Annotated in this window: 18 protein-coding genes and 1 tRNA gene; 11 read left to right on the top strand and 8 right to left on the bottom strand. The window is 69.6% G+C overall.

What is annotated here, in order from left to right; translation table 11 throughout:
- Positions 1 to 12: 12 nt before the first annotated feature.
- Together secE and AOP72_RS01545 are read right to left on the bottom strand one after the other, a co-directional pair.
- Entirely contained in the window at positions 13 to 270 is a 258-nt protein-coding gene (gene secE / locus AOP72_RS01550) for a preprotein translocase subunit SecE (RefSeq protein WP_062131432.1), read from the bottom strand.
- Between the two features lie 53 nt (positions 271 to 323).
- A tRNA-Trp gene (locus AOP72_RS01545) sits at positions 324 to 396 on the bottom strand.
- A gap of 632 nt (positions 397 to 1028) precedes the next feature.
- Between AOP72_RS01545 and AOP72_RS01540 the strand changes: the two genes are divergently transcribed.
- The 10 genes from AOP72_RS01540 to AOP72_RS01495 all read left to right on the top strand — a co-directional run bounded on the left by AOP72_RS01540 (position 1029) and on the right by AOP72_RS01495 (position 12483).
- Positions 1029 to 2228 carry a pyridoxal phosphate-dependent aminotransferase gene (locus tag AOP72_RS01540; RefSeq protein ID WP_062131429.1) on the top strand — a complete coding sequence of 400 codons (1200 nt, stop codon included), beginning with the start codon at positions 1029 to 1031 and terminating at the stop codon, positions 2226 to 2228.
- Positions 2229 to 2317: 89 nt separating this feature from the next.
- Positions 2318 to 3199, top strand: a complete 882-nt coding sequence (locus AOP72_RS01535; protein WP_084631825.1) for an ABC transporter ATP-binding protein — start codon at positions 2318 to 2320, stop codon at positions 3197 to 3199.
- Positions 3196 to 4020, top strand: a complete 825-nt coding sequence (locus AOP72_RS01530; protein WP_084631114.1) for an ABC transporter permease — start codon at positions 3196 to 3198, stop codon at positions 4018 to 4020. Before AOP72_RS01535 ends, AOP72_RS01530 begins: the two co-directional genes overlap by 4 nt.
- A gap of 52 nt (positions 4021 to 4072) precedes the next feature.
- A complete protein-coding gene (locus AOP72_RS01525) occupies positions 4073 to 4810 on the top strand; it encodes a hypothetical protein (protein WP_062131422.1) in 738 nt (245 codons plus the stop codon).
- A gap of 161 nt (positions 4811 to 4971) precedes the next feature.
- On the top strand, positions 4972 to 6363 hold the full coding sequence (locus AOP72_RS01520; RefSeq protein WP_062131419.1) for a sensor histidine kinase: 1392 nt from the start codon (positions 4972 to 4974) through the stop codon (positions 6361 to 6363).
- Positions 6364 to 6368: 5 nt separating this feature from the next.
- Positions 6369 to 7022 carry a response regulator transcription factor gene (locus tag AOP72_RS01515; RefSeq protein WP_369345473.1) on the top strand — a complete coding sequence of 218 codons (654 nt, stop codon included), beginning with the start codon at positions 6369 to 6371 and terminating at the stop codon, positions 7020 to 7022.
- 72 nt (positions 7023 to 7094) lie between these two features.
- On the top strand, positions 7095 to 8390 hold the full coding sequence (locus AOP72_RS01510; RefSeq protein ID WP_062131412.1) for a sensor histidine kinase: 1296 nt from the start codon (positions 7095 to 7097) through the stop codon (positions 8388 to 8390).
- A complete protein-coding gene (locus tag AOP72_RS01505; RefSeq protein ID WP_202965631.1) occupies positions 8387 to 9073 on the top strand; it encodes a response regulator transcription factor in 687 nt (228 codons plus the stop codon). Before AOP72_RS01510 ends, AOP72_RS01505 begins: the two co-directional genes overlap by 4 nt.
- Positions 9074 to 9192: 119 nt before the next feature.
- Positions 9193 to 9936 carry an ABC transporter ATP-binding protein gene (locus tag AOP72_RS01500; protein ID WP_062131410.1) on the top strand — a complete coding sequence of 248 codons (744 nt, stop codon included), beginning with the start codon at positions 9193 to 9195 and terminating at the stop codon, positions 9934 to 9936.
- A 6-nt stretch (positions 9937 to 9942) separates the two neighbouring features.
- Positions 9943 to 12483 carry an ABC transporter permease gene (locus tag AOP72_RS01495; RefSeq protein ID WP_062131407.1) on the top strand — a complete coding sequence of 847 codons (2541 nt, stop codon included), beginning with the start codon at positions 9943 to 9945 and terminating at the stop codon, positions 12481 to 12483.
- A gap of 100 nt (positions 12484 to 12583) precedes the next feature.
- On the opposite strand, the gene AOP72_RS01490 is transcribed toward AOP72_RS01495, so the two are convergent.
- On the bottom strand, positions 12584 to 13654 hold the full coding sequence (locus AOP72_RS01490) for a UDP-N-acetylmuramate dehydrogenase (protein ID WP_062131404.1): 1071 nt from the start codon (positions 13652 to 13654) through the stop codon (positions 12584 to 12586).
- Positions 13655 to 13683: 29 nt separating this feature from the next.
- Positions 13684 to 15042, bottom strand: coding sequence for an MFS transporter (locus tag AOP72_RS01485; RefSeq protein WP_062131400.1), 1359 nt, complete (start codon positions 15040 to 15042; stop codon positions 13684 to 13686).
- A 161-nt stretch (positions 15043 to 15203) separates the two neighbouring features.
- On the opposite strand from AOP72_RS01485, the gene AOP72_RS01480 reads away from it, so the two are divergent.
- Positions 15204 to 16244, top strand: a complete 1041-nt coding sequence (locus tag AOP72_RS01480) for a LacI family DNA-binding transcriptional regulator (RefSeq protein ID WP_062131397.1) — start codon at positions 15204 to 15206, stop codon at positions 16242 to 16244.
- A 45-nt stretch (positions 16245 to 16289) separates the two neighbouring features.
- Here AOP72_RS01480 and AOP72_RS01475 read toward each other — a convergent pair whose 3' ends face one another.
- From AOP72_RS01475 to AOP72_RS01460, 4 genes are all read right to left on the bottom strand, one after another.
- Positions 16290 to 16721, bottom strand: a complete 432-nt coding sequence (locus tag AOP72_RS01475; protein ID WP_062131394.1) for a MaoC family dehydratase — start codon at positions 16719 to 16721, stop codon at positions 16290 to 16292.
- Positions 16718 to 17182 carry an FAS1-like dehydratase domain-containing protein gene (locus tag AOP72_RS01470; RefSeq protein ID WP_062131391.1) on the bottom strand — a complete coding sequence of 155 codons (465 nt, stop codon included), beginning with the start codon at positions 17180 to 17182 and terminating at the stop codon, positions 16718 to 16720. Before AOP72_RS01470 ends, AOP72_RS01475 begins: the two co-directional genes overlap by 4 nt.
- A 36-nt stretch (positions 17183 to 17218) precedes the next feature.
- Positions 17219 to 18673: an NCS2 family permease gene (locus tag AOP72_RS01465; RefSeq protein WP_062131387.1), complete on the bottom strand. Its 1455-nt coding sequence runs from the start codon at positions 18671 to 18673 to the stop codon at positions 17219 to 17221.
- 187 nt (positions 18674 to 18860) lie between these two features.
- Entirely contained in the window at positions 18861 to 19874 is a 1014-nt protein-coding gene (locus tag AOP72_RS01460) for an endonuclease/exonuclease/phosphatase family protein (RefSeq protein WP_152650208.1), read from the bottom strand.
- Between the last annotated feature and the right edge of the window lie 14 nt (positions 19875 to 19888).

The following is a 19888-nucleotide window of genomic DNA, read 5'->3' as shown; positions in this document are numbered from 1 at the left end:
CTCAGACGGCGGTCAGCCGCCGAATACCTTCGCTGCGAGCCAGTTGAACACGAAGTCCATGACAAACACGATGAGCATCATCACGGCGACGAAGGCCAGGACGACCCCGATGTACCGGATGAGCTCTTCACGGGTCGGGGTGACCACGCGCTTCAGCTCAGAGATCACCTGACGCACGAACAGCGCGATGCGACCGAAGATGTTCCGGCCCTCGCGGGATTCGTGCCGCGGGTCCGTCTCTCCGGAATCCGTCACGGCAGATTCGCTCACCGGGTAATCCTTCGCTTGTGGGGGTTGGACTCACGCGGACGCGCCGCGATCTGCAGGGCAGGAGGGACTCGAACCCCCAACCGTCGGTTTTGGAGACCGATGCGCTACCAATTGCGCCACTGCCCTCCGGGGGCGGTGGGGCCCCCGACTGGCGATCAGCCACCCGTACGAAGGCGCGAGCCATCATGACGTGTGTCAATCGCCGAATAGCAATAGTACGGGTTCCGGCCCGGGATTGCGAACCCAAGCCCCGCTTGGGCCTTGACGCTCCGGCGCCCTGAACGGCCGACCATGTGCGGGCCCCTCATTCTCCCACGCACGCAGCGCTCGGAGAGGCCGCCGGTCGCTGGGGCCTTCAGGTTCCCAGGCGGCGGTCGCATCGGCGATCGCGCTGCAGGGCAGCAGGGCAGCAGGGTGACGACCAGTGGCGGAGTGGAGCCGGATGCCCGCGATGTGGCGCCCGCGCCGAGTGAAGCCGTCACGAACGACGAGGTGCTGGGTGCCGGAGGACCTCAGCAGGTGGACGCCGTGATGGCCGAGCGCCGTCAGGTCATCCATGAGCCGAGCGTGCACCGGTGCTCGAGAGCTGGGCAGACGTGCTCCGTGACCTGTGGACGAGCACTCGCGGGAGCCCGAGGGGTGGCAAGCCGGACGGCCCCGCGCTCTCCGACCGGGGTGGCAGGGCGCGGGGCCGATGCGGTCACCCACCAGACGGGCCACGCCCGCAGGGTGCGGGCAAGCATGGAACAATCGGGACCGTGACTGCCAAGAACCGCATCTCCGCCCGCCTCGGTGCCATCGCGCCGTCCGCCACCCTCGCCGTCGACGCCAAGGCAAAGGCGCTCAAGGCTGCCGGCCGCCCGGTGATCGGGTTCGGTGCAGGTGAACCCGACTTCCCCACGCCGCAGTTCATCGTGGATGCCGCGATCGAGGCCGCCAAGGAGCCGCGCAACCACCGCTACACGCCCGCGGCCGGACTGCCCGAACTGCGCCAGGCGATCGCGGACAAGACCCTGCGTGACTCCGGCTACGAGATCGACCCAGCGACCACGCTGGTCACCAACGGTGGCAAGCAGGCCGTCTTCCAGGCGTTCGCCGCGGTACTCGACCCGGGTGACGAGGTCATCCTCCCCGCTCCGTACTGGACCACGTACCCCGAGGCGATCTCGCTGACCGGGGCGACACCGGTCGAGGTCTTCGCCGGCGCCGACCAGGACTACCTGGTGACGGTGGAGCAGCTCGAGGCGGCACGCACCGACGCGACCAAGGCGCTGCTGTTCTGCAGCCCTTCGAACCCGACCGGTGCGGTGTACTCCCGCGAGCAGACGGCGGCGATCGGCGAGTGGGCGCTCGAGCACGGCATCTGGGTGATCACCGACGAGATCTACGAGCACCTGCTGTACGACGGCGCCGAGTTCACGCCGATGCTGTCGGTGGTGCCCGATCTCGCCGACACGTGCATCGTCCTCAACGGCGTCGCCAAGACCTATGCGATGACGGGCTGGCGAGTGGGCTGGATGATCGGCCCGGCAGACGTGATCAAGGCGGCGACCAACTTCCAGAGCCACCTCACCTCCAACGTCGCGAACGTGTCGCAGCGGGCCGCGATCGCCGCGCTCCAGGGCGGCCTCGACGAGGTCGAGCAGATGCGCACCGCGTTCGACCGTCGCCGCACGACGATGGTGCGGATGCTGCGCGAGATCGACGGCTTCGAGGTGCCCACGCCCACGGGTGCGTTCTATGCGTACCCGTCGGTCGAGGGCGTGCTGGGGCGCGAGATCCGCGGCAAGGTGCCGACGACGTCGGCAGAGCTGGCCGCCATCATCCTCGAGGAGGCGGAGGTCGCGATCGTGCCCGGAGAGGCCTTCGGCCCATCGGGCTACGCACGCCTGAGCTATGCGCTGGGCGACGACGACCTCGCCGAGGGCGTGGGCCGCATCCAGTCCCTGCTCGCTTAAGTGGCCACGGCGAGTCATCGCGCCGGTCGCGCGAGATCGTTCGTGCGGCCGATGCGCGGGACGGGTGGGTCGTCGCTAGCCTCATGGGCATGAACGACGAAGCGATACAGGTCACGAGCCTGCGCAAGACGTACGGCGACAAGCACGCGGTCGACGGGATCGACCTCGAGGTGCACCGTGGCGAGGTGTTCGCACTCCTGGGTCCCAACGGAGCCGGCAAGTCGACGGCCGTCGAGATCCTGGGCGGGTTCCGCAAGCGCACTGCGGGCGAGGTCACGGTGCTCGGCGTCGATCCCGCTCACCCCACCCGTCAGTGGCGTGAGCGACTGGGCGTGATGCTGCAGTCCACGTCGGCCCGCAGCGTCCTCACGGCGCGCGAGGCTCTCCAGCACGCCGCGCGCCTCTACCCGAACCCTCGGGACGTCGACGAGTCGCTCGCGGCCGTAGGGCTCACGGAGAAGGCGACCGCCAAGCCGCAGCTGCTCTCGGGCGGCCAGCGGCGGCGGCTCGAGGTGGCCCTCGCCGTCATCGGCAACCCCGAGCTCGTCTTCCTCGATGAGCCTACGACCGGCTTCGACCCCGAGGCGCGGCGCCAGTTCTGGACGCTGATCGAGGCTCTGCGCGACCACGGCACCACGATCCTGCTCACCACGCACTACCTCGACGAGGCGGATCGTCTCGCCGACCGCATCGGCATCATCGCGAATGGCTCGATGGTCGCCCTGGACACCCCGGAGGGCCTGCGCTCTCGAGCGACCGATGCGTGGGTGAGTTGGGTGGAGGACGGAGCGACGCGCCGCGAGCCCACCCCCACGCCCACCGCCTTCCTGAGGGACCTCCTCGCCCGCCACGACGGCGAGATCCCGCGACTGCAGATCACGCACCCGTCCCTCGAGGATGTCTATCTGGATCTGATCGGCGCGTCACAAGCCGACCTCGACGCCGCGGCCGACGAGGAGGTGGCGGCATGAGCGCGCTGGAGACGCGACCTTCGCCGAGCTGGCGCTCTCTCGTCGCGGATCGGATGGTGCTCGAGCTCAAGGAGTTCACCCGGTCCCGTGAGCAGATGATCTTCATCTTCGCGTTCCCGATGATCTTCCTCGTGCTGTTCGGCACCATCTTCGGGGGCCAGACGCTGGGCGATACCGACGTCACGATCTCGCAGTACTTCTTGGCGGGAATGATCGCCACCGGAATCCTCAACACCGGATTCCAGTCGCTCGCGATCTCGCTGTCGATCGACCGGGACGAGGATGTGCTCAAGCGCATCCACGCCACTCCCCTGCCCGCGACCGCGTACTTCACGGGCAAGATCGCGCAGGTGCTCCTGGTGTCGATCGCGCAGATCGCGATCCTGCTGATGCTCGGGGTGCTGCTGTACGACGTCGCTCTCCCCACTGATGCGGGCCGATGGTGGACGTTCACCTGGGTGTTCCTGCTCGGCACGGCAGCATCGTCGGCAGTGGGCATCGCGACGTCGTCGCTGCTGCGCAACGGCAAGGCCGCATCGGCGATCCTGACACCGGTGGTGCTGTTCCTGCAGTTCACCTCTGGGGTGTTCTTCGTCTTCACCCAACTGCCCTCCTACCTGCAGACCGTCGCGGAGGTCTTCCCCCTCAAGTGGCTCGCGCAGGGCATGCGATCGGTGTTCCTGCCCGAGTACTTCGAAACCCAAGAGGCGAGCGGCTCGTGGGAGCACCCCATGACCGCCGTGATGCTGAGCGCGTGGTTCGTGATCGGGCTCGTCGTGGCCGTCCGCACGTTCCGGTGGATGCGCTCCGACGACAGCTAGCGCCGTTCCCCGTCTGAGAGCCGGCTCAGACCACCGCCGCCATACTTGAAAGATGAACCGTCCCAGCTTCCGCACGATCGCTGTCGCGGCAGGCTTCCTTGGCGTGAGCATCGTCGTCGCGGGCACCGCGAGCGCCATGGTGGGGCCGCCAGCCGATGCCCCGGTCGCCTCGGCGGTGGAGCTGCGCCAGGAGGATCCCGCCTCCGTGACCGCCCCCGTCGTGGCCGATGCCGCCACCGAGGCCGCCCCGGTCGTCCGCGTGCCCGTCGAGGTCGGGTCCGCCGCGCTCGAGTGTGACGACGACGGAGTGTGCGACGCACGGCACGAGCGCTCCGGGGCTCCCGTCGACCCTCCTGTCGATGACGCCCCTGCACCACCGAACGACACTGCACCATCACACGGCACTGCATCATCAAACAGCGCAGCGCCATCGATAGCCTCCCCGGGCTGCGACTGGCCCGCCAAGCCCCCGCGACACTCTGGGAGCGAGGACGAGCGCACGCGTACGTGGGACGCGTGGAAGGACGCGTGGCACGCGGCCGCGCAGGAGTGCGGCTGGGACGTCGGTGCGTGGGACCGCGAGGGCGGGGCGTGGCGAGGCCCGGCCGATGACAGCGGCCGGCACCAACGCGATGCGCAGCCCGCCTGGGATGGCGACCTGGAGGGGAGGAACGATGGCGAGGACGAGCCGCGTGACTCCTGGAAGGATGCCGACGAGCCGCAGCGCGAGTGGGGGTCCGAGCGCGACGCGTGGTCCGGTCACGGCGAGCGCCGCGACGGCGGCCGCTGAACCCCAGCCCCCGACCGACCTGACGACTCGCGCCGGACACGCCGCACGCCGCCCGCGCCGGGCCCCTCTCACGCCCGGCCACGAACGCGGGGACGCTAGCGTAGGCGCAGGAGGCCCCCATCTCGCGCCTGTTCGCACTCATCGCACACCCGGCTCGACGCATGTCGGTCAGGGCGCGGGTTCTCGCGTACCTCGTGGCGCTCACCGCGGCGGCGCTCACCATCGCCGGCATCACGGCATACGGCATCGAGAGGTCGAGGATCGATGCCACGATCGTGGAGGGGCTGGCGCTGCGCACCGAGGCGTTCATCGAGCTCGCCGAGGCCCCTGACCCCACCACGGGAGAGCCGTACGCGTCGTCGGAGGATCTCATGCGCGAGGCCATGATCCGCGTGGTGGCGAGCCCCACCGAGAGCGCGGTGGCGCACGTCGGCACCGTGGCCAGGTTCGTGCCGTCGTATCCTCAACGCCTGCGGCTCGAGGATGACCCGGAGTTCCTGCGCATCGCCGACGAGCACGCAGCCGACCGCGTGGTGGTGCACGAGGCCGTCACCGACATGGCGGACTACCGGTTCGCGGCGGTCCCGATCGTCGAGCCCGACGGCGACACCGTGGCGGTGTTCACGATCGCGACGGATCGTGGAGCCCTGGTGACGAACCTGTCGGAGACGTTCCAGATCTATGCGCTCGTGGCTCTGCTCGCACTCGCGATGATCGGAGTGATCGCCTGGACGACGGTGGGGCGCATGCTCCGCCCGATCTCCGTGCTCGAGGGAAAGGCCCGCCATATCAGCGAGCACGATCTCGCCGAGCGGATCCCCATCTCGGGCCAGGACGACCTTGCTCGGCTGTCGCGCACGGTCAACGCCATGCTGGACCGCCTGGAGCGCGCATTCGCGGACCAGCGGCAGCTGCTCGATGACGCCTCTCACGAGCTCCGCACGCCGCTCGCGATCATGCGCACCAACCTCGAACTCATCGAGCCCCGGGACCCTGACGAGGTGCTCCGCGTGCAGAGCGACCTGCTGGACGAGGTCGACATGATGTCGCGGCTGGTCGACGACCTCGTCACCCTCGCGAAGTCGGATCGCCCCGAGTTCGTGCTCCGGGAGCCCGTCGCTCTCGGCGAGCTCACGTCGACCACGTTTGCGCGCGCACAGGCGCTGGGCGACAGGCAGTGGGAGCTCGACTCCGTGGCCCACGCGACGCTCCAGGTCGATGCGCAGCGCATCACCCAGGCCTGGCTCCAGCTCGCCGCCAACGCCGTGAAGTTCTCCGGGCCCGGCTCGACCGTCGGTCTGGGGTCCCGGATGCTCCGCAGCGAGGTGCACCTGTGGGTCAGGGACCAGGGCCGCGGGATCGCTCCCGCAGACCAAGAGCGCGTGCTCGAGCGGTTCCATCGCGTGGATCCCGAGACGGAGGGCACGGGGCTCGGACTGCCCATCGCGTCTGCCATCGTGATCGCCCACGGCGGCCGACTCGCGGTGGAATCGCGCCTTGGAGAGGGATCGACCTTCACACTGGTGCTGCCGAGGAACGGAGAAGCGACGTGATCAGGATGCTGCTGGTCGAAGACGAGACCAGGCTGGTCGAGACCCTCGTCAAGGGCCTGCGCACGGCCGACATCGACGCGACGGCGGTGCGCACCGGACGCGATGGGCTGCGGCTCGCGCTCGAAGGCGACTTCGACATCATGGTGCTCGACATCGGCCTGCCCGACCAGGAGGGCTTCACCGTGCTGCGCAAGCTGCGGGCAGCCGGCTCCGACCTGCCCGTCATCATCCTGACCGCGCGCACGTCCGCCGAGGACACGGTCAGAGGCCTCGAACGCGGCGCCGACGACTACATGGCCAAGCCCTTCTCGTTCGATGTGCTCGTGGCGCGCATCCGCCTGCGGGCACGCGCCCACCCCGAGGACGACCCGACCGCGGCGCAGCTCATTCGGGTGGGCCGATGCGAACTCGACCCGATCGAGCGCACGCTCGCCTGCGACGGTCTCGACGTTCCGCTCAGTCCCCGCGAGTTTCAGCTCGCCCACCTGCTCATGTCCCGCGGCGGCGAGGTGGTGCCGCGCGCGGACGCGCTGCAGGACGTCTGGGGCTCGGCCGCCCGCGACAACGTCCTGGACGTCTACATCCGCTACCTCCGCGCACACCTCGGCCAAGACGCGATCGAGACGGTGCGCGGCGTGGGATACCGGTTCGTCGGCTGAGCGCTGCGGCGCTCCCCGCATCGGGCGAGCGGCCGATGCGCGTGCGCACAGGTGCCCCTACGCTGGGGTCTCATGGACCTGAGACCGCCGCGGTGGAACGATGCGCTGGTCGTGGGCGGGTTGCTGGCCCTCAGCGTGATGTGGGCGGCGTCGCTCACCGGCTTCCAGTATGCGGAGATCCGACCCATCGATCCGCTCGGGTACACGCTGCTGGTCGCGATGGTGATCCCCCTGCTGTGGCGTCAGCGCTACCCCCGGGCAGTGCTGTGGCTCACGGGCGGGGCATGGATCGTCGTGGTGGGGCTCGGATACGAAGCCACTCCCGGGATGCTGGGCCTGTTCCTCGCGATCTACGGCATCGCGTCCTACATGCCGCGCGCGACCGCCATCCGCCACAGTGCTGCGCTCCTGGGAGTCATGCTCGCGTGGACCGCTGTCGGCACGCTGTCCTCCGACGCGGTCCCCACGAGCGCCTTGTTCGCGATCCCCGTCGCGGTGATCGTGCCGTTCGCCATCGGCGTCGGCGATCGACGTCGGCGCCAGCGCGTGAGCGAGCTCGAGGTGGCACACGCGCGCCGCGAGCAGGCCGGCTATGAGGCGGCCACCGATGCCGTGAGAGCCGAACGCGCGCGGATCGCGCGGGAGCTTCACGACGTCGTGGCACACGAGATCACGGTCATGACCCTCCAGGCGGAAGGCGCCCGGCGCAGGCTGGGCGCTGCGGACCCCGACCTGGCGGAGACGCTGTCCACGATCGCGACGTCGGGACGCACCGGCCTCGAGGAGATGCAGCGCATGATCGGCGTGCTGCGAGCCTCGGAGCTCGAGGCGAACCAACGCGTCGACACGGACCGCGCACTCGCGACCGGCGCCGTCGTTCCGGGCGCATCGGCCGGCGACGGGCTCTCCCCCATGCCTTCGCTCGCCGCGCTGCCCTCGCTGGTGCGACACGTCCAGGAGTCGGGGCTGCCCGTCACCCTTGAGATCTCCGGTTCCGCTCACGTCCCCGCGGGAGTCGAGGTCAGCGCCTACCGGATCATCCAGGAGGCGCTCACGAACGCGCTCAAGCATGCGGGGCGGGGCGCGCGCGCAGAGGTGATCGTCAAGCGCACCGCCGATGCCGTGCACATCAGTGTCGAGGACGACGGCAAGGCGGCGCCAGGCGACAGCCCCCGCCTGCCAGGCGGTCACGGGCTCACGGGCATGGCGGAGCGGGTGCAGGCGCTGGGCGGGGCGCTGTCGCACGGCCCGCGCCGGGGCGGCGGCTTCCAGGTGCACGCCGTGCTGCCGTCGGGCGATGATCAGGTATCGGGCACGGCGTCGCAGCAGAAGACGAGGCCCGCAGAATCGAGAGAGGCATCCACGTGATCCGAGTAGGGCTGGTCGATGACCAGGCGATGGTGCGCGTCGGCCTGCGCATGATCCTCGAGGCCGAGCAGGACATCGAGATCGTAGGCGAGGCCGCAGACGGCGCTGACGCGCAGGCGCTGGTGAGAGATCACACGCCTGACGTGGTGCTGATGGACATCCGCATGCCCGGCATGGACGGGCTCGCCGCGACCGAACAGGTGATCGCCGCCCACCCCGATGCGAGGATCGTCATTCTCACCACCTTCGACGACGACGAGTACGTCTACGAGGCGCTGCGCGTGGGAGCCTCCGGGTTCCTGCTCAAGAGCGCCGACGGCGACACTCTCGTGAATGCCGTCCGCGTGGTGGCGGGAGGTGAGGCGCTGCTCGCGCCCGAGGTGACGCGACGCGTCATCGAGCGCTTCGCGTCACCGGTGGCCACACCGCCGGGCTCCACCGGTCCGGACGGCGAGCATGTGCCCTCGCCCGAGGCGATCGGCGACCTGTCCGACCGTGAGGTCGAGGTGCTCCAGTTGATCGCACGCGGCATGTCGAACCAGGAGATCGCCTCCGAGCTGTGGGTGTCCTCCACCACCGTCAAGACCCACGTCAGCCACATCCTCACCAAGCTCGGGGTGCGCGACCGCGTGCAGGCCGTCGTCGAGGCCTACGAGTCCGGCATCGTCGTTCCCAAGGGGTGAGGCCCCAGGGTCATCCCTGAGAACGAGCGCGCGGAACCGTCCTCGCGAGGGATATCCGCGCATCGGCGGCGACCGGCACACTTATCCCTGTTCGACCCACCCTGAAGAAAGGCCACCCCATGACCACCACGGCGGCACCCGTGCTCGCGGCTTCCATGCGCGACGGATATAAGGACTACGGCTTCGGCGAGGCCGCCGTGCGCGCGCTGGACGGCATCAACGTCGACATCGCGCGCAGCGAGTTCACGGCCATCATGGGCCCCTCCGGCTCCGGCAAGTCGACCCTCCTGCACACGCTCGCAGGTCTCGACCGGCTCACCGCCGGATCGTCGATGATCGCGGAGACGACCATCACGCAGCTGTCAGAGGCGCAGATCACCGAGGTGCGGCGCAAGTACATCGGGTTCGTGTTCCAGTCCTTCAACCTGATCCCCTCGCTCAACGCACGCGAGAACATCACTCTCCCGCTCGACATCTCGGGCACCGACGTCGACAAGGCGTGGTTCGACGAGATCATCACCATCCTGGGCCTGAGCGACCGGCTCGCCCACCTGCCCGCGGAGCTCTCCGGCGGCCAGCAGCAGCGCGTCGCCGTCGCTCGCGCGCTCGTGTCCCGGCCCGAGATCATCTTCGCGGACGAGCCCTCCGGCAACCTCGACTCGCGGTCAGGCTCCGAGCTGCTGACCTTCATGCGCCGCGCGGTCAAGGAGTTCGGGCAGACCATCGTGATGGTCACTCACGACCCCACGGCCGCCGCGTACGCGGACCGCATCGTCTTCCTCGAGGACGGACAGATCGTGGACGAGATGCGCGAGCCGACCGCCGAGCGCGTGCTCGACCGCATGAAGAAGATGGGGCACTAGACCGCGATGTTCAGGATTGCGCTCAAGTCTGTTCGGCACAACCCCAAGCGGCTGATACTCACGGCCTTCGCCGTGGCGCTCGGCGTCTCGCTGGTCGCGGCCTCTCACACCTTCACCAATGCACTGTCGTCCGGCTTCTCCGGTCTGTTCTCCGACATCTACGCGGGCACCGACGTGATCGTCGAGGAGGACCCCGACGCCTCGGAATCCGAGGAGGGCGACCCGTTCGCCGCGACCGAGGGCATCTTCGCGCCCGCCGACGTCGAGGCGATCGCGGGAGTGGACGGCGTGGAGGTCGCCCTCGGCGGCATCCAGGTCTCGGGGGCCGTGCTGCCTCCTGCATCGGACGACACCGCCACCGACCCCTTCTCGGCCGGCGGCGCCCCGAGCCAGCTGTTCAACTGGTCCGGCCTTCCCGAGATCGACCAGTCGACCCTCATCGACGGCCGCGGCCCCGAAGCTGACGGCGAGCTGGTGCTCGACGTCGACTCGGCGCCCCGTCTCGGATACGACATCGGCGACGACGTGCGGATCGCCACCGAGGAGGGCGTGACCGAGTTCGAGCTCGTGGGCACCGTGAGGTTCGGCGAATCGAACAGCCTCCAGGGCGCAACCCTGGCGTTCATGACGACGGCGGACGCTCAGTTGCTCGCCGACGACTCTCACTTTCAGCAGGTCAGCGTGCTCGTCACCGACGGTTCGGACGCTGACGCCGTGGTCGATCGCATCTCGGAGGTCCTCCCCGACGGCGCACGCGCGATCACAGGCGAGAACAAGGCGGCCGAGGAGACCGAGGCCCTCGACGAGGTGCTGAACTACGTCGACATCTTCGCGATCGCCTTCGCCCTGATCTCGCTGTTCGTGGGCGCGTACATCATCGTCAACACCTTCCGCATCATCGTGACCCAGCGCACCCGCGAGTTCGGGCTGATGAGAGCCATCGGCGTCACGGGCCGCCAGGTGCGGACCATGATCCTGCTCGAGGCGCTGGTGGTCGCGATCCTCGCCTCCACCATCGGCATCGTGATGGGATACCTCCTCGCGCTGGCCGCGGCCGGACTGGTGAGCGTCTTCGCCGGTGACATCTTCGGCACTCTCACCCTGCCACTCGAGGCGGTGCTGTGGGCCTACGGGCTCGGCACCCTGGTGACGCTCATCTCGGCGCTGCTGCCGGCCATCACCGCGTCGCGCATCTCCCCCATGGAGGCGTTGCGCGAATCGGCCACCAGCGGCAAGAAGCCGCTGAAGGTGCGCAACATCGTGGGCGGCGCCATGGCGCTCGTGGGCGTGATCGCCATCACCACCGGGCTGTACGCGGGACTCGAGCGGCCGTACATCTATGTCGGCATCGGCGCAGTGCTGCTGGTGCTGGGGGCAACCCTGCTCGCGGCCCAGGTGCTGGTGCCCATGGCCTACGGCCTGCGCCACGTGCTCACGCGCATGTTCGGGGTCGACGGCAAGCTGGCGGCGAACAATATCCGCCGCGAGCCGCGCCGCAGCGCCAACACCGCGGCCGCGCTGATGATCGGTGTGATGCTGCTCGCCCTCGTGGCGACCTTCACTGAATCGCTCAAGTCGGTGGTGACGGAGCAGTTCTCCCAGACCGAGGCGGACTTCTTCGTGTTCTCCACGCAGGGGGCGATCCCGCCCGGTGCGGTCGACGTGCTCGCGGGGGTGGACGGCGTCCAGACCGTCAACGCCATCGGGTACGACGCTGCGCAGGTGGACGGCACCAGTCGGACCGTCCAGTCCGTGGATCCCGCCACGATCGAGGAGGCGTTCGACTACGAGACCGACCCCGCCCTGACGGAGCTGGACGGCGGAGCCTTCATCGACTCCGCGGTCCAGGACATGGGATACGAGGTCGGCGACGACGTCACGCTCGAGGGGCCCGAGGGCTCGGTCACGCTGGAGGTCACCGGCCGGTACCTCCTGGACGGCGACTCCAACTTCGTGATCGACGAGGCCACGGCGGCCGAGCTGTTCGGCGAACCGACTCTGGTCCAGGCCCTCGTGGTGCTCGACGACGGCATGGACGTCGACGAGGCTCAGACGGCGCTTCAGGACGCTCTCGCCGAGGACTTCCCGCTGGTGATGCTGCAGCAGCCGGGCGCGCTGGAGCAGTTCGCGAACCAGTTCATCGACCTGCTGCTCGGCGTCATCTCCGCCCTGCTCGGCAGCGCCCTGGTCATCGCGATCCTGGGAGTGGCCAACACCCTGCTGCTCTCGGTCACCGAACGCACCCGGGAGATCGGGCTGCTCCGAGCCGTCGGGCTCAAGCGCAGCTCGGTGTGGCGCATGATCACCGTCGAATCGATGGTGATGGCCGTGTTCGGCACCATCCTCGGCATGATCCTGGGAGTGTCGCTCGGCACCGCTCTGGTGCTCGCCCTCGAGGACTTCGGTTTCGACGGCGCCACGATTCCGTGGGTGTGGCTCGTGATCTACACGGTGCTGGCTGCGATCGCTGGAGTCGTGGCGGCCATCTGGCCGGCATGGCGCGCCTCGCGGCTCGACATCCTGAAGGCGATCGCCACCGACGGGTAGCGGCGACCCTCGCGGCCGACACAGGGCCGATGCGTGCTCACCCGAGTACGCATCGGCCCTGTGTCATGTCACCCGCGTGGCGCAGCCCCTGGGGGACGCACTACCACTCGACACCGAGCAGCACCGGTTCGGGGACCAGCGTGATCCCGAACCGGTCGCGCACGCCCTCGCGCACAGTGCGCGCGAGCGCGGCGACGTCTCCAGCCGAAGCGCCGCCCCGGTTGGTCAGCGCGAGGGTGTGCTTGGTGGACACCCCCGCAGCGGAGCCCGGCGACGCGAAGCCGCGCGGATACCCGGACTGCTCGATGAGCCACGCCGCCGATGTCTTCACCGCGCCGCCGGCCGCGGGATACCGGGGAGCCCCCTCGGGCAGCTCTGCGGCCGCATCGGCCGTCAGCACCGGGTTGGTGAAGAACGAGCCTGCGCTCCACGTGTCAGGGTCGCGGTCGTCCAGGACCATGCCCTTGGCCCCCCGGACCCGCAGCACCGTCTCGCGGACCGTCGCGATCGGGGCGCGCTCCCCCGGCGCGATGCCGAGCGCGTCGGCGAGCTGCGCATAGCGGATCGGCCCCGAGCGCGTGCCCTGCCGCATCTGGAAGGTCACGTCGAGCACCACGTAGCGCGGGGTGGGGTGCCACACGCCGGCATCGGGAGCCAGCCCGCGCATCGACCGTTTGAGCACGGAGTCGCGATACCCGAACCCGCAGTCGATGCGGGCCAGGGAGCGCACGCGCTCCTCAAGCCGATCCCAGACCCGCACGAGGGCGATCACGTCGGAGACCTCGGCCCCGTATGCGCCCACGTTCTGGACAGGAGTGGCGCCGGTCGATCCCGGGATGCCGGACAACGATTCGATTCCGACCCAGCCCTCATGGACCGCACGGCTCACCACGTCGTCCCAGGGCATGCCGGCGGTGGCGGTGATCGACACCCCGCCGCACATGCCGTCGTCCTGGATCGAGAGCTCGGAACGCGCGTCGCGCACCACGACGCCCGGGAAGCCGTCGTCTCCGGCGAGCAGGTTGGAGCCGCCACCCAGCACGAGCAGCGGCTCACCGGTCCGGTCGGCGTCGCGCACGGCATCGATGAAGTCGCTCTCGGTGCCGGCCTCCACCAGCCGGCCCACCGGCCCGCCCACGCGCAGGGTCGTGAGGTCTGCGAGGCTCGTCATGCGCTCAGCGTATCCGGGCCGGCCGGCAGTCAGTCGCCCCGGACGGGTGCGTCTGGCGCGCCCGTCGCGGTCGTGGCGCCGGGAGCGACGACGGGCTCGCGCTCGTCCGAGTCCGTGCGGCCGAGCCGTGCCGAGCCCACGGCACGCAGGCGTGCCCCCCGGCTTCCGAACAGCGCACCGTCCTTGCGCACCGCGCGAGCGAGCACGAACGAGGTCGTCGAGGCCACGGCCACCACGAGCAGCGCGACGCTGAGCGGGACGACCTCGCCGAGGTACCCGATGAGCGGCGGCACCATGAGACCCGCGACGGTCGAGAAGGAGGCGACCGCGGCGACGCGTGCGGCGGCACGGCGAGGATCGTCTGCCGCGGCAGAGAAGCCGATGGGCACGCCGAGGGCCGCTCCGACACCCCACAGTGCCGCGGCGAGGGGCACCAGCCAGAACACGGGGGTGAGCGCGAACAGCAGCAGGCCGGTGACGACCGAGACGGCGCTCACACGCAGCGCCACCACCCGCCCGAACCGGGCGATGATCGGCGCGCCGTACCAGCGCACGGAGACCATCGCGGCGACGAACACCCAGTACATGAGGTCGCCCACCGCCTCGGGCATGTCGAAGTCGTCCACGACCGCGAGGGCCATCCACTGTGCCGCCGTCATCTCCGTCATCGACGCGGCGAACAGGATCAGCCCGATCAGCACCACGCGGCGGTCCCGGTACTCGGCTCGCGCGGTGGCGAACGGCCCACCAAGCGAGACGTCACCTGCGTCGGGCGCCGGCCGACCGTCCATGGTGGCGGCGGGAATGATGGCGAGGCGAATGGCGGTCAGCACCACGGCGACGATGACGAAGTGCCACACCGGCGCGATGCCCGCGTGCGACACCGCGGCGCCGATGCCGAGCGCGCCCGCCATGCCGATCGAGAACGCGCCGTGGAACTGCGGCATCACCGCGCGCCCCATGCGACGCTCGACCTCCGCAGCCTCTGCGTTCATGGCGACGTTGGTGAACGCGAACGAGAACGACACGATGAAGTGCGCGATCGCGAACATCGGCTTGGACTCCACGAGGGTGGACACCGCGACGAGGGTGAAGGCCCCCAGGTGTGCGAAGCTCGACCACCACAGCAGCGCGCGGGTGCCGAACCGGGCGGCCGACCATCCCGTCACCAACAGCCCGGCGAGCGCTCCGAACGCACCGAAGACGATGAGGTTCGCAAGCCCGGAGACGCTCACGTCCAGCAGGTCGCGGATCGACGGCACCCGCGACAGGAACGTCGACATCATCGCGCCCATAATGGCGAACAGGCCGAGCACCGCGAAGCGGGCGGACCGCACCCGCGCGGCGTCAGGGCTGGTAGTCGGCTCGTGGCCGAAGGTGAAGGGCATGGCTTCCTGTCTGGGAACGGCGCATCGCGCCGGTCGCGCCGTCATCGGCGTCACGCACGGCACCGCCGATCGTGCAGCGCCCGCGCCACCATTGTGCGACTACGCTGATGCCAGCGCAAAAAACCCGGAGGAGCGACGTGTCTGCGAGAAGACGACCGACGATGGCCGACGTGGCTTCGAAGGCGAGCGTGTCGCTGTCGACAGTCTCGCTCGCATATTCCGGGGCCGGCCCCATCTCCCCTGCCATGAAGGCCAGGGTCGAGCGGGCGGCAGAGGAGCTCGGGTACGCGGGCCCCTCCGCGCAGGCGCGAGCCTTGCGCTCCGGGCGCACCCACGTGGTCGGCGTGGTGATCCACGACGCCTTCACGCTCGCCTTCCGCGCACCGCTCATCCTGAACGTGATGGACGGTCTGATCTCAGAGCTCGGCGAGATGGGCCTCGGCGTGCTGCTGCTGCCCACCCCGCCCCCTGAGAACGGCGACAAGTCGTTGCTCGCCACTGCGCCGATGGACGCCGCCGTGGTGTTCCGCGTCCGCGATCATGACGACCCCGCCCTCGAGCTGCTGCGCAAGCGCTCGGTCCCGTTCGTGGTGATGGACGGCGACGCGCCGCCTGGCGCCGGTCAGGTGTCGATCGATGACACCAGCGCGACGGTGCAGCTCATCGAGCACCTGCGGTCGCTGGGACACGAGCGGATCGGCACCATCACTCTGCCGCACGGACCGGGCCACGAGACCGCGCTGCGGCCCACGGACTACATGCCGCAGTCCACCTGGGCGCCCATGCACAACCGCCTCGAGGCCTTCCGGCACGCCGGAGTCGAGCCGTGCGTGGTGGTCGAGGCACGCGAGTCGATGGTCGCGGAAGGCATCGCGGCGGGCCACCTGGCTCTCGCCCACGAGTCGCGCCCCACGGCGATCGTGGCGCAGTCGGACATCCTCGCGGCCGGTGCCGTGCTGGCGGCACGAGAACTGGACCTCAAGGTTCCCCACGACGTCTCGATCACCGGCTTCGACGGCATCGACCTGCCATGGCTCGCGCCTCTCGAGCTCACCACCGTCTATCAGGACGGCGTCGAGAAGGGCAGAGCCATGGCCGCGGAGGTCAAGGAGTTGCTCGCGGGCGAGACTCCGTCACAGGTGTGGATGCCGCTCGAGGTCCGGATCGGCACGTCGACGGCGCCCGTCAACCCCGAGCGCTGAGCCGCAGTCTTGCAGAAGAGCGCCTGACCTGGCGCGTCGGCAGCCCTACGTGCAGTCGACCAGCGCCTGCGCCTTGCCCAGCACCTTGACGTCGCCGTGCTGCACGGTGAGATCGACGCGCGCTGTGCGGCGCTCTTCGTCGAGAGCGCCGATGCGCGCGATCACGGACACCGTCGCCTCACCGGGGTTCGGCACCGGGATGGGACGAGTGAAGCGCACCTGGACGTCGGAGACATTGCCCGCCCCGGCCCACTCCTCGACCACGGACGCGGCGAGACCCATGGTGAGCATGCCGTGCGCGATCACGCCAGGGAGACCCACCTCGACGGCGACGACGTCGTTGTAGTGGATCGGGTTGAAGTCACCCGAGGCTCCCGCGTAGCGCACCAGCGAGGCACGCGTGAGAGCGATCTCCCGCTCCGCGACCACCTGGCCCACGTCCAGGCCCGCGAAACTGGGACTCGTCGACTCGGTCACTGCGTCTCACCCTCATCCTGTGACTCCCTGACCGCGAGCGTGCTGACCACGGTCGAGACCGGGGCGCCGTCCAGGTCCACGAGCTCCGACCGCGTAGTGACCATCGAGATCCCCGCGCGCTGCTTGATGGCGTCGATGTGCACGGTGGTCCTGACGACGTCGCCCGCCACGAGCGGCCGCACGTGCGTGAACCGCTCCTCGGCGTGGACCACGCGAGAGAAGTCCACCCCGACTTCAGGGTCGGTGACGACGTGGAACTCGGCCTGCTGAGCGATCACCACCGCGAAGGTCGTGGGCGCCACGACGTCGGCGTATCCCTCGGCCTGCGCGACCGCGACGTCGCGGTGCGCTCCCGAGAAGGCATCGACCGCATCGGCGAACTCCCGAATCTTGACCCGAGTCACCTCGTAGGGTTCGAACGGGCCGTACCTGCGGCCCACGGCTTCGCTGTTCACTGACACGGTGCCAGCCTAGCGAACCCGGGGCCCAGGCCGTGGTCAGCCGACCAGGCTCGTGATGGGTCCTAGAGCGAAGTACACGACGAACGCGCCTGCGGCACCCCACATCAGGGGGTGGACCTTGCGCACACCGCCCGACGCCACCTGCAGCAGCACGAACGAGATGAACCCCACGCCGATGCCCACCGAGATCGAGTAGCCGAACGGCATCAGGATCATCGTCAGGAACGCGGGGATCGCGATGCGATAGTCCTTCCAGTCGATGCCAGCGACCTGCGACACCATCAGGAAGCCCACGACCACGAGGACCGGCGTGGCCGCTTCGAACGGCACCAGGGCGTACAGGGGCGTGAGGAACGTCGACAGCAGGAACGCGATGCCGGTCACCACCGAGGCGAGGCCCGTGCGAGCTCCGTCGCCCACACCGGCGGCGGACTCGATGTACGACGTGTTCGACGACACGGAGCCGAGGCCGCCGGCCGCGGCACCCACGGAGTCCACCAGCAGGATCTGCTGACTGCGCGGCGGGGTGCCGTCCTCGTCGTTCAGACCCGCCTCGGCGCCCACGGCGGTCATGGTGCCCATGGTGTCGAAGAAGTCGGCGATGAGCAGCGAGAAGATCAGCAGCAGCGCGGTGAGCACCGGCAGCGACGTGAAGCCGCCGAACAGGTCGACCTGGCCCACGAGCGAGAAGTCGGGCATCGATACCGCGGCGTCGGGAAGCGCCGGGACCACCAGCGCCCAGCCGTCGGGGTTGTCCTGGGTGGAGCCGAGCGACATCCTCGCCTCGATGACGACGGCGAGGATGGTGGCCGCGGCGATCGAGATCAGCAGCGCCCCGCGCACCTTCTTGACCATCAGCACGATCGCGGTGAACAGGCCCACCACGAACACGACCATGGGCCACGTCGAGATGTAGCCGCCGTCGCCGAACTGCGTGGGGGTGCCGCTGCCGGCGCGCACGATGCCGGCGTCGTACAGCCCGATGAACGCGAGGAAGAGGCCGATGCCCACGGCGATCGCCTGCTTGAGGAAGGCGGGCACGGCGGCGAAGACGGCCTTGCGGAAGTTCGTCATCACCAGCACGAGGATGACCACTCCCTCGATGACCACGAAGCCCATGGCCTCAGGCCAGGACATGCCGGCGCGCGACGCGATGCCGTAGGCGACGAACGCGTTCAGCCCCAGGCCAGCCGCCATCGCGAGCGGGAACCGGGCCCACACGCCCATCATGATCGACAGCAGTCCGGCGACCAGCGCCGTCGCGGCCGCGACGAGCGGAAGGTTGGGCTCACTGCCGCCGCCGAGGAAGGCGCCGTCGCCGTCGGCGACCGTGCCGATGATCAGCGGGTTCAGCACCACGATGTATGCCATGGTGAAGAAGGTGGTGAGCCCGCCCCGGATCTCCTGCACGAGCGTCGATCCGCGCGTGGTGATCTCAAAGTAGGAGTCGAGCCGTCCGGCGATGCCGGCGCGCTGGGTGGTGGTGGTCACGTGTCCCCCTCATCTGCGCACGGATGCGCGTGTGTGCGTCTAGTGCCGCACCACCGATGGCGGCGCAGAGCGCGAACCAGATCGCTGCGGTGGGGACCGGCGCCTCGCCCCGGGGTGCGGAGCGGTGCTGCGATCACCAGCGCGGTTCGAACGGGGATACCCTAGCGCCCCCGGAGGCGCCTCGCGGCTACGGGGCGACGTAGGTGACGACGAGGGCTCGGTGGTCCGCGCCGTGAACCGGCTCAGTGCGCACCTCCACCGCGGTGAGCGGGGCGTCACGCACCAGCGCATGATCGATGGCAGCGACCGCGAACAGCCCACGGCCTTCGGGGAACGTCGGGGCGAACCCTGCCCCCGCCTGGTCCGCCGCGTCGACGTACCCGAGCGACTCGATGTCGCGGAAGGCACGGTGATCCCGGGTGGTGTTGAAGTCCCCGACCACCATGATGGGACCGCTGTGCTCGTCGAGATGGTCGACGAGGCTGGTCATGCTCGCGTCCCAGCCCGTGTGATCGAAGAGGCCAGGCGCGGCGGGGTGGACGGCCAGAACGGTGACTGCCTCTCCGGCGACGTCGATACTTGCGCGCACGGCGCGCGAAGCGTACCCGTCGCGTGACGTCGGACCCGTGAAGCCTTCGAGTGACTCCGCGTCACTGAGCGGGGATCTGGACCACATGCCGGTACCGGTGACTCCGGGCTCGGCCGCGACCTCGGAGTATGGCAAGAGCTCTTCTAGGCCGGCGTCAACAAGCGCCTCGACGATCTCGGGGGTGACCTCCTGAGCGGAGAGCACATCGACGTCGCCGGAATCCACGAGCCGCACCACCGCGTCTGCGTCTGCACGCCCGAACGTCATGTTGATGCTCGCGACCGTGAGCTCACCGCCCGCGCTCGGCGCGCTCTCCGCAATGTAGAGCGGCACCACCCACGACACGCACAGGGCAGCGATCCCGGCCGATGCGCCCACGAGCCACCACGCGCGTGACAGGGCGGCGAGGATCAGCGGCACCGCGGCGGCGAGCGTCACCCATGGCATCAGCGCCAGCACGATCGCGAGCGGACCGGCCTCCCAGCCGACCAGCCGGCACGCGACGGGCACGGCGACGCCGGCGAGAGCGATGAAGGACAGCACCCGCATCGCGCGTCGGGCGCGGGACGGCCGAGGGGCAGCGTCAGTGGCGTCACCACCGGTCGTCGTCATGGGCAGGAGTGTCG

The sequence above is a fragment of the Demequina aestuarii genome (genome assembly GCF_000975095.1).
Taxonomy (GTDB): domain Bacteria; phylum Actinomycetota; class Actinomycetes; order Actinomycetales; family Demequinaceae; genus Demequina; species Demequina aestuarii.
This window is presented reverse-complemented; position numbering and strand designations above follow the sequence as displayed.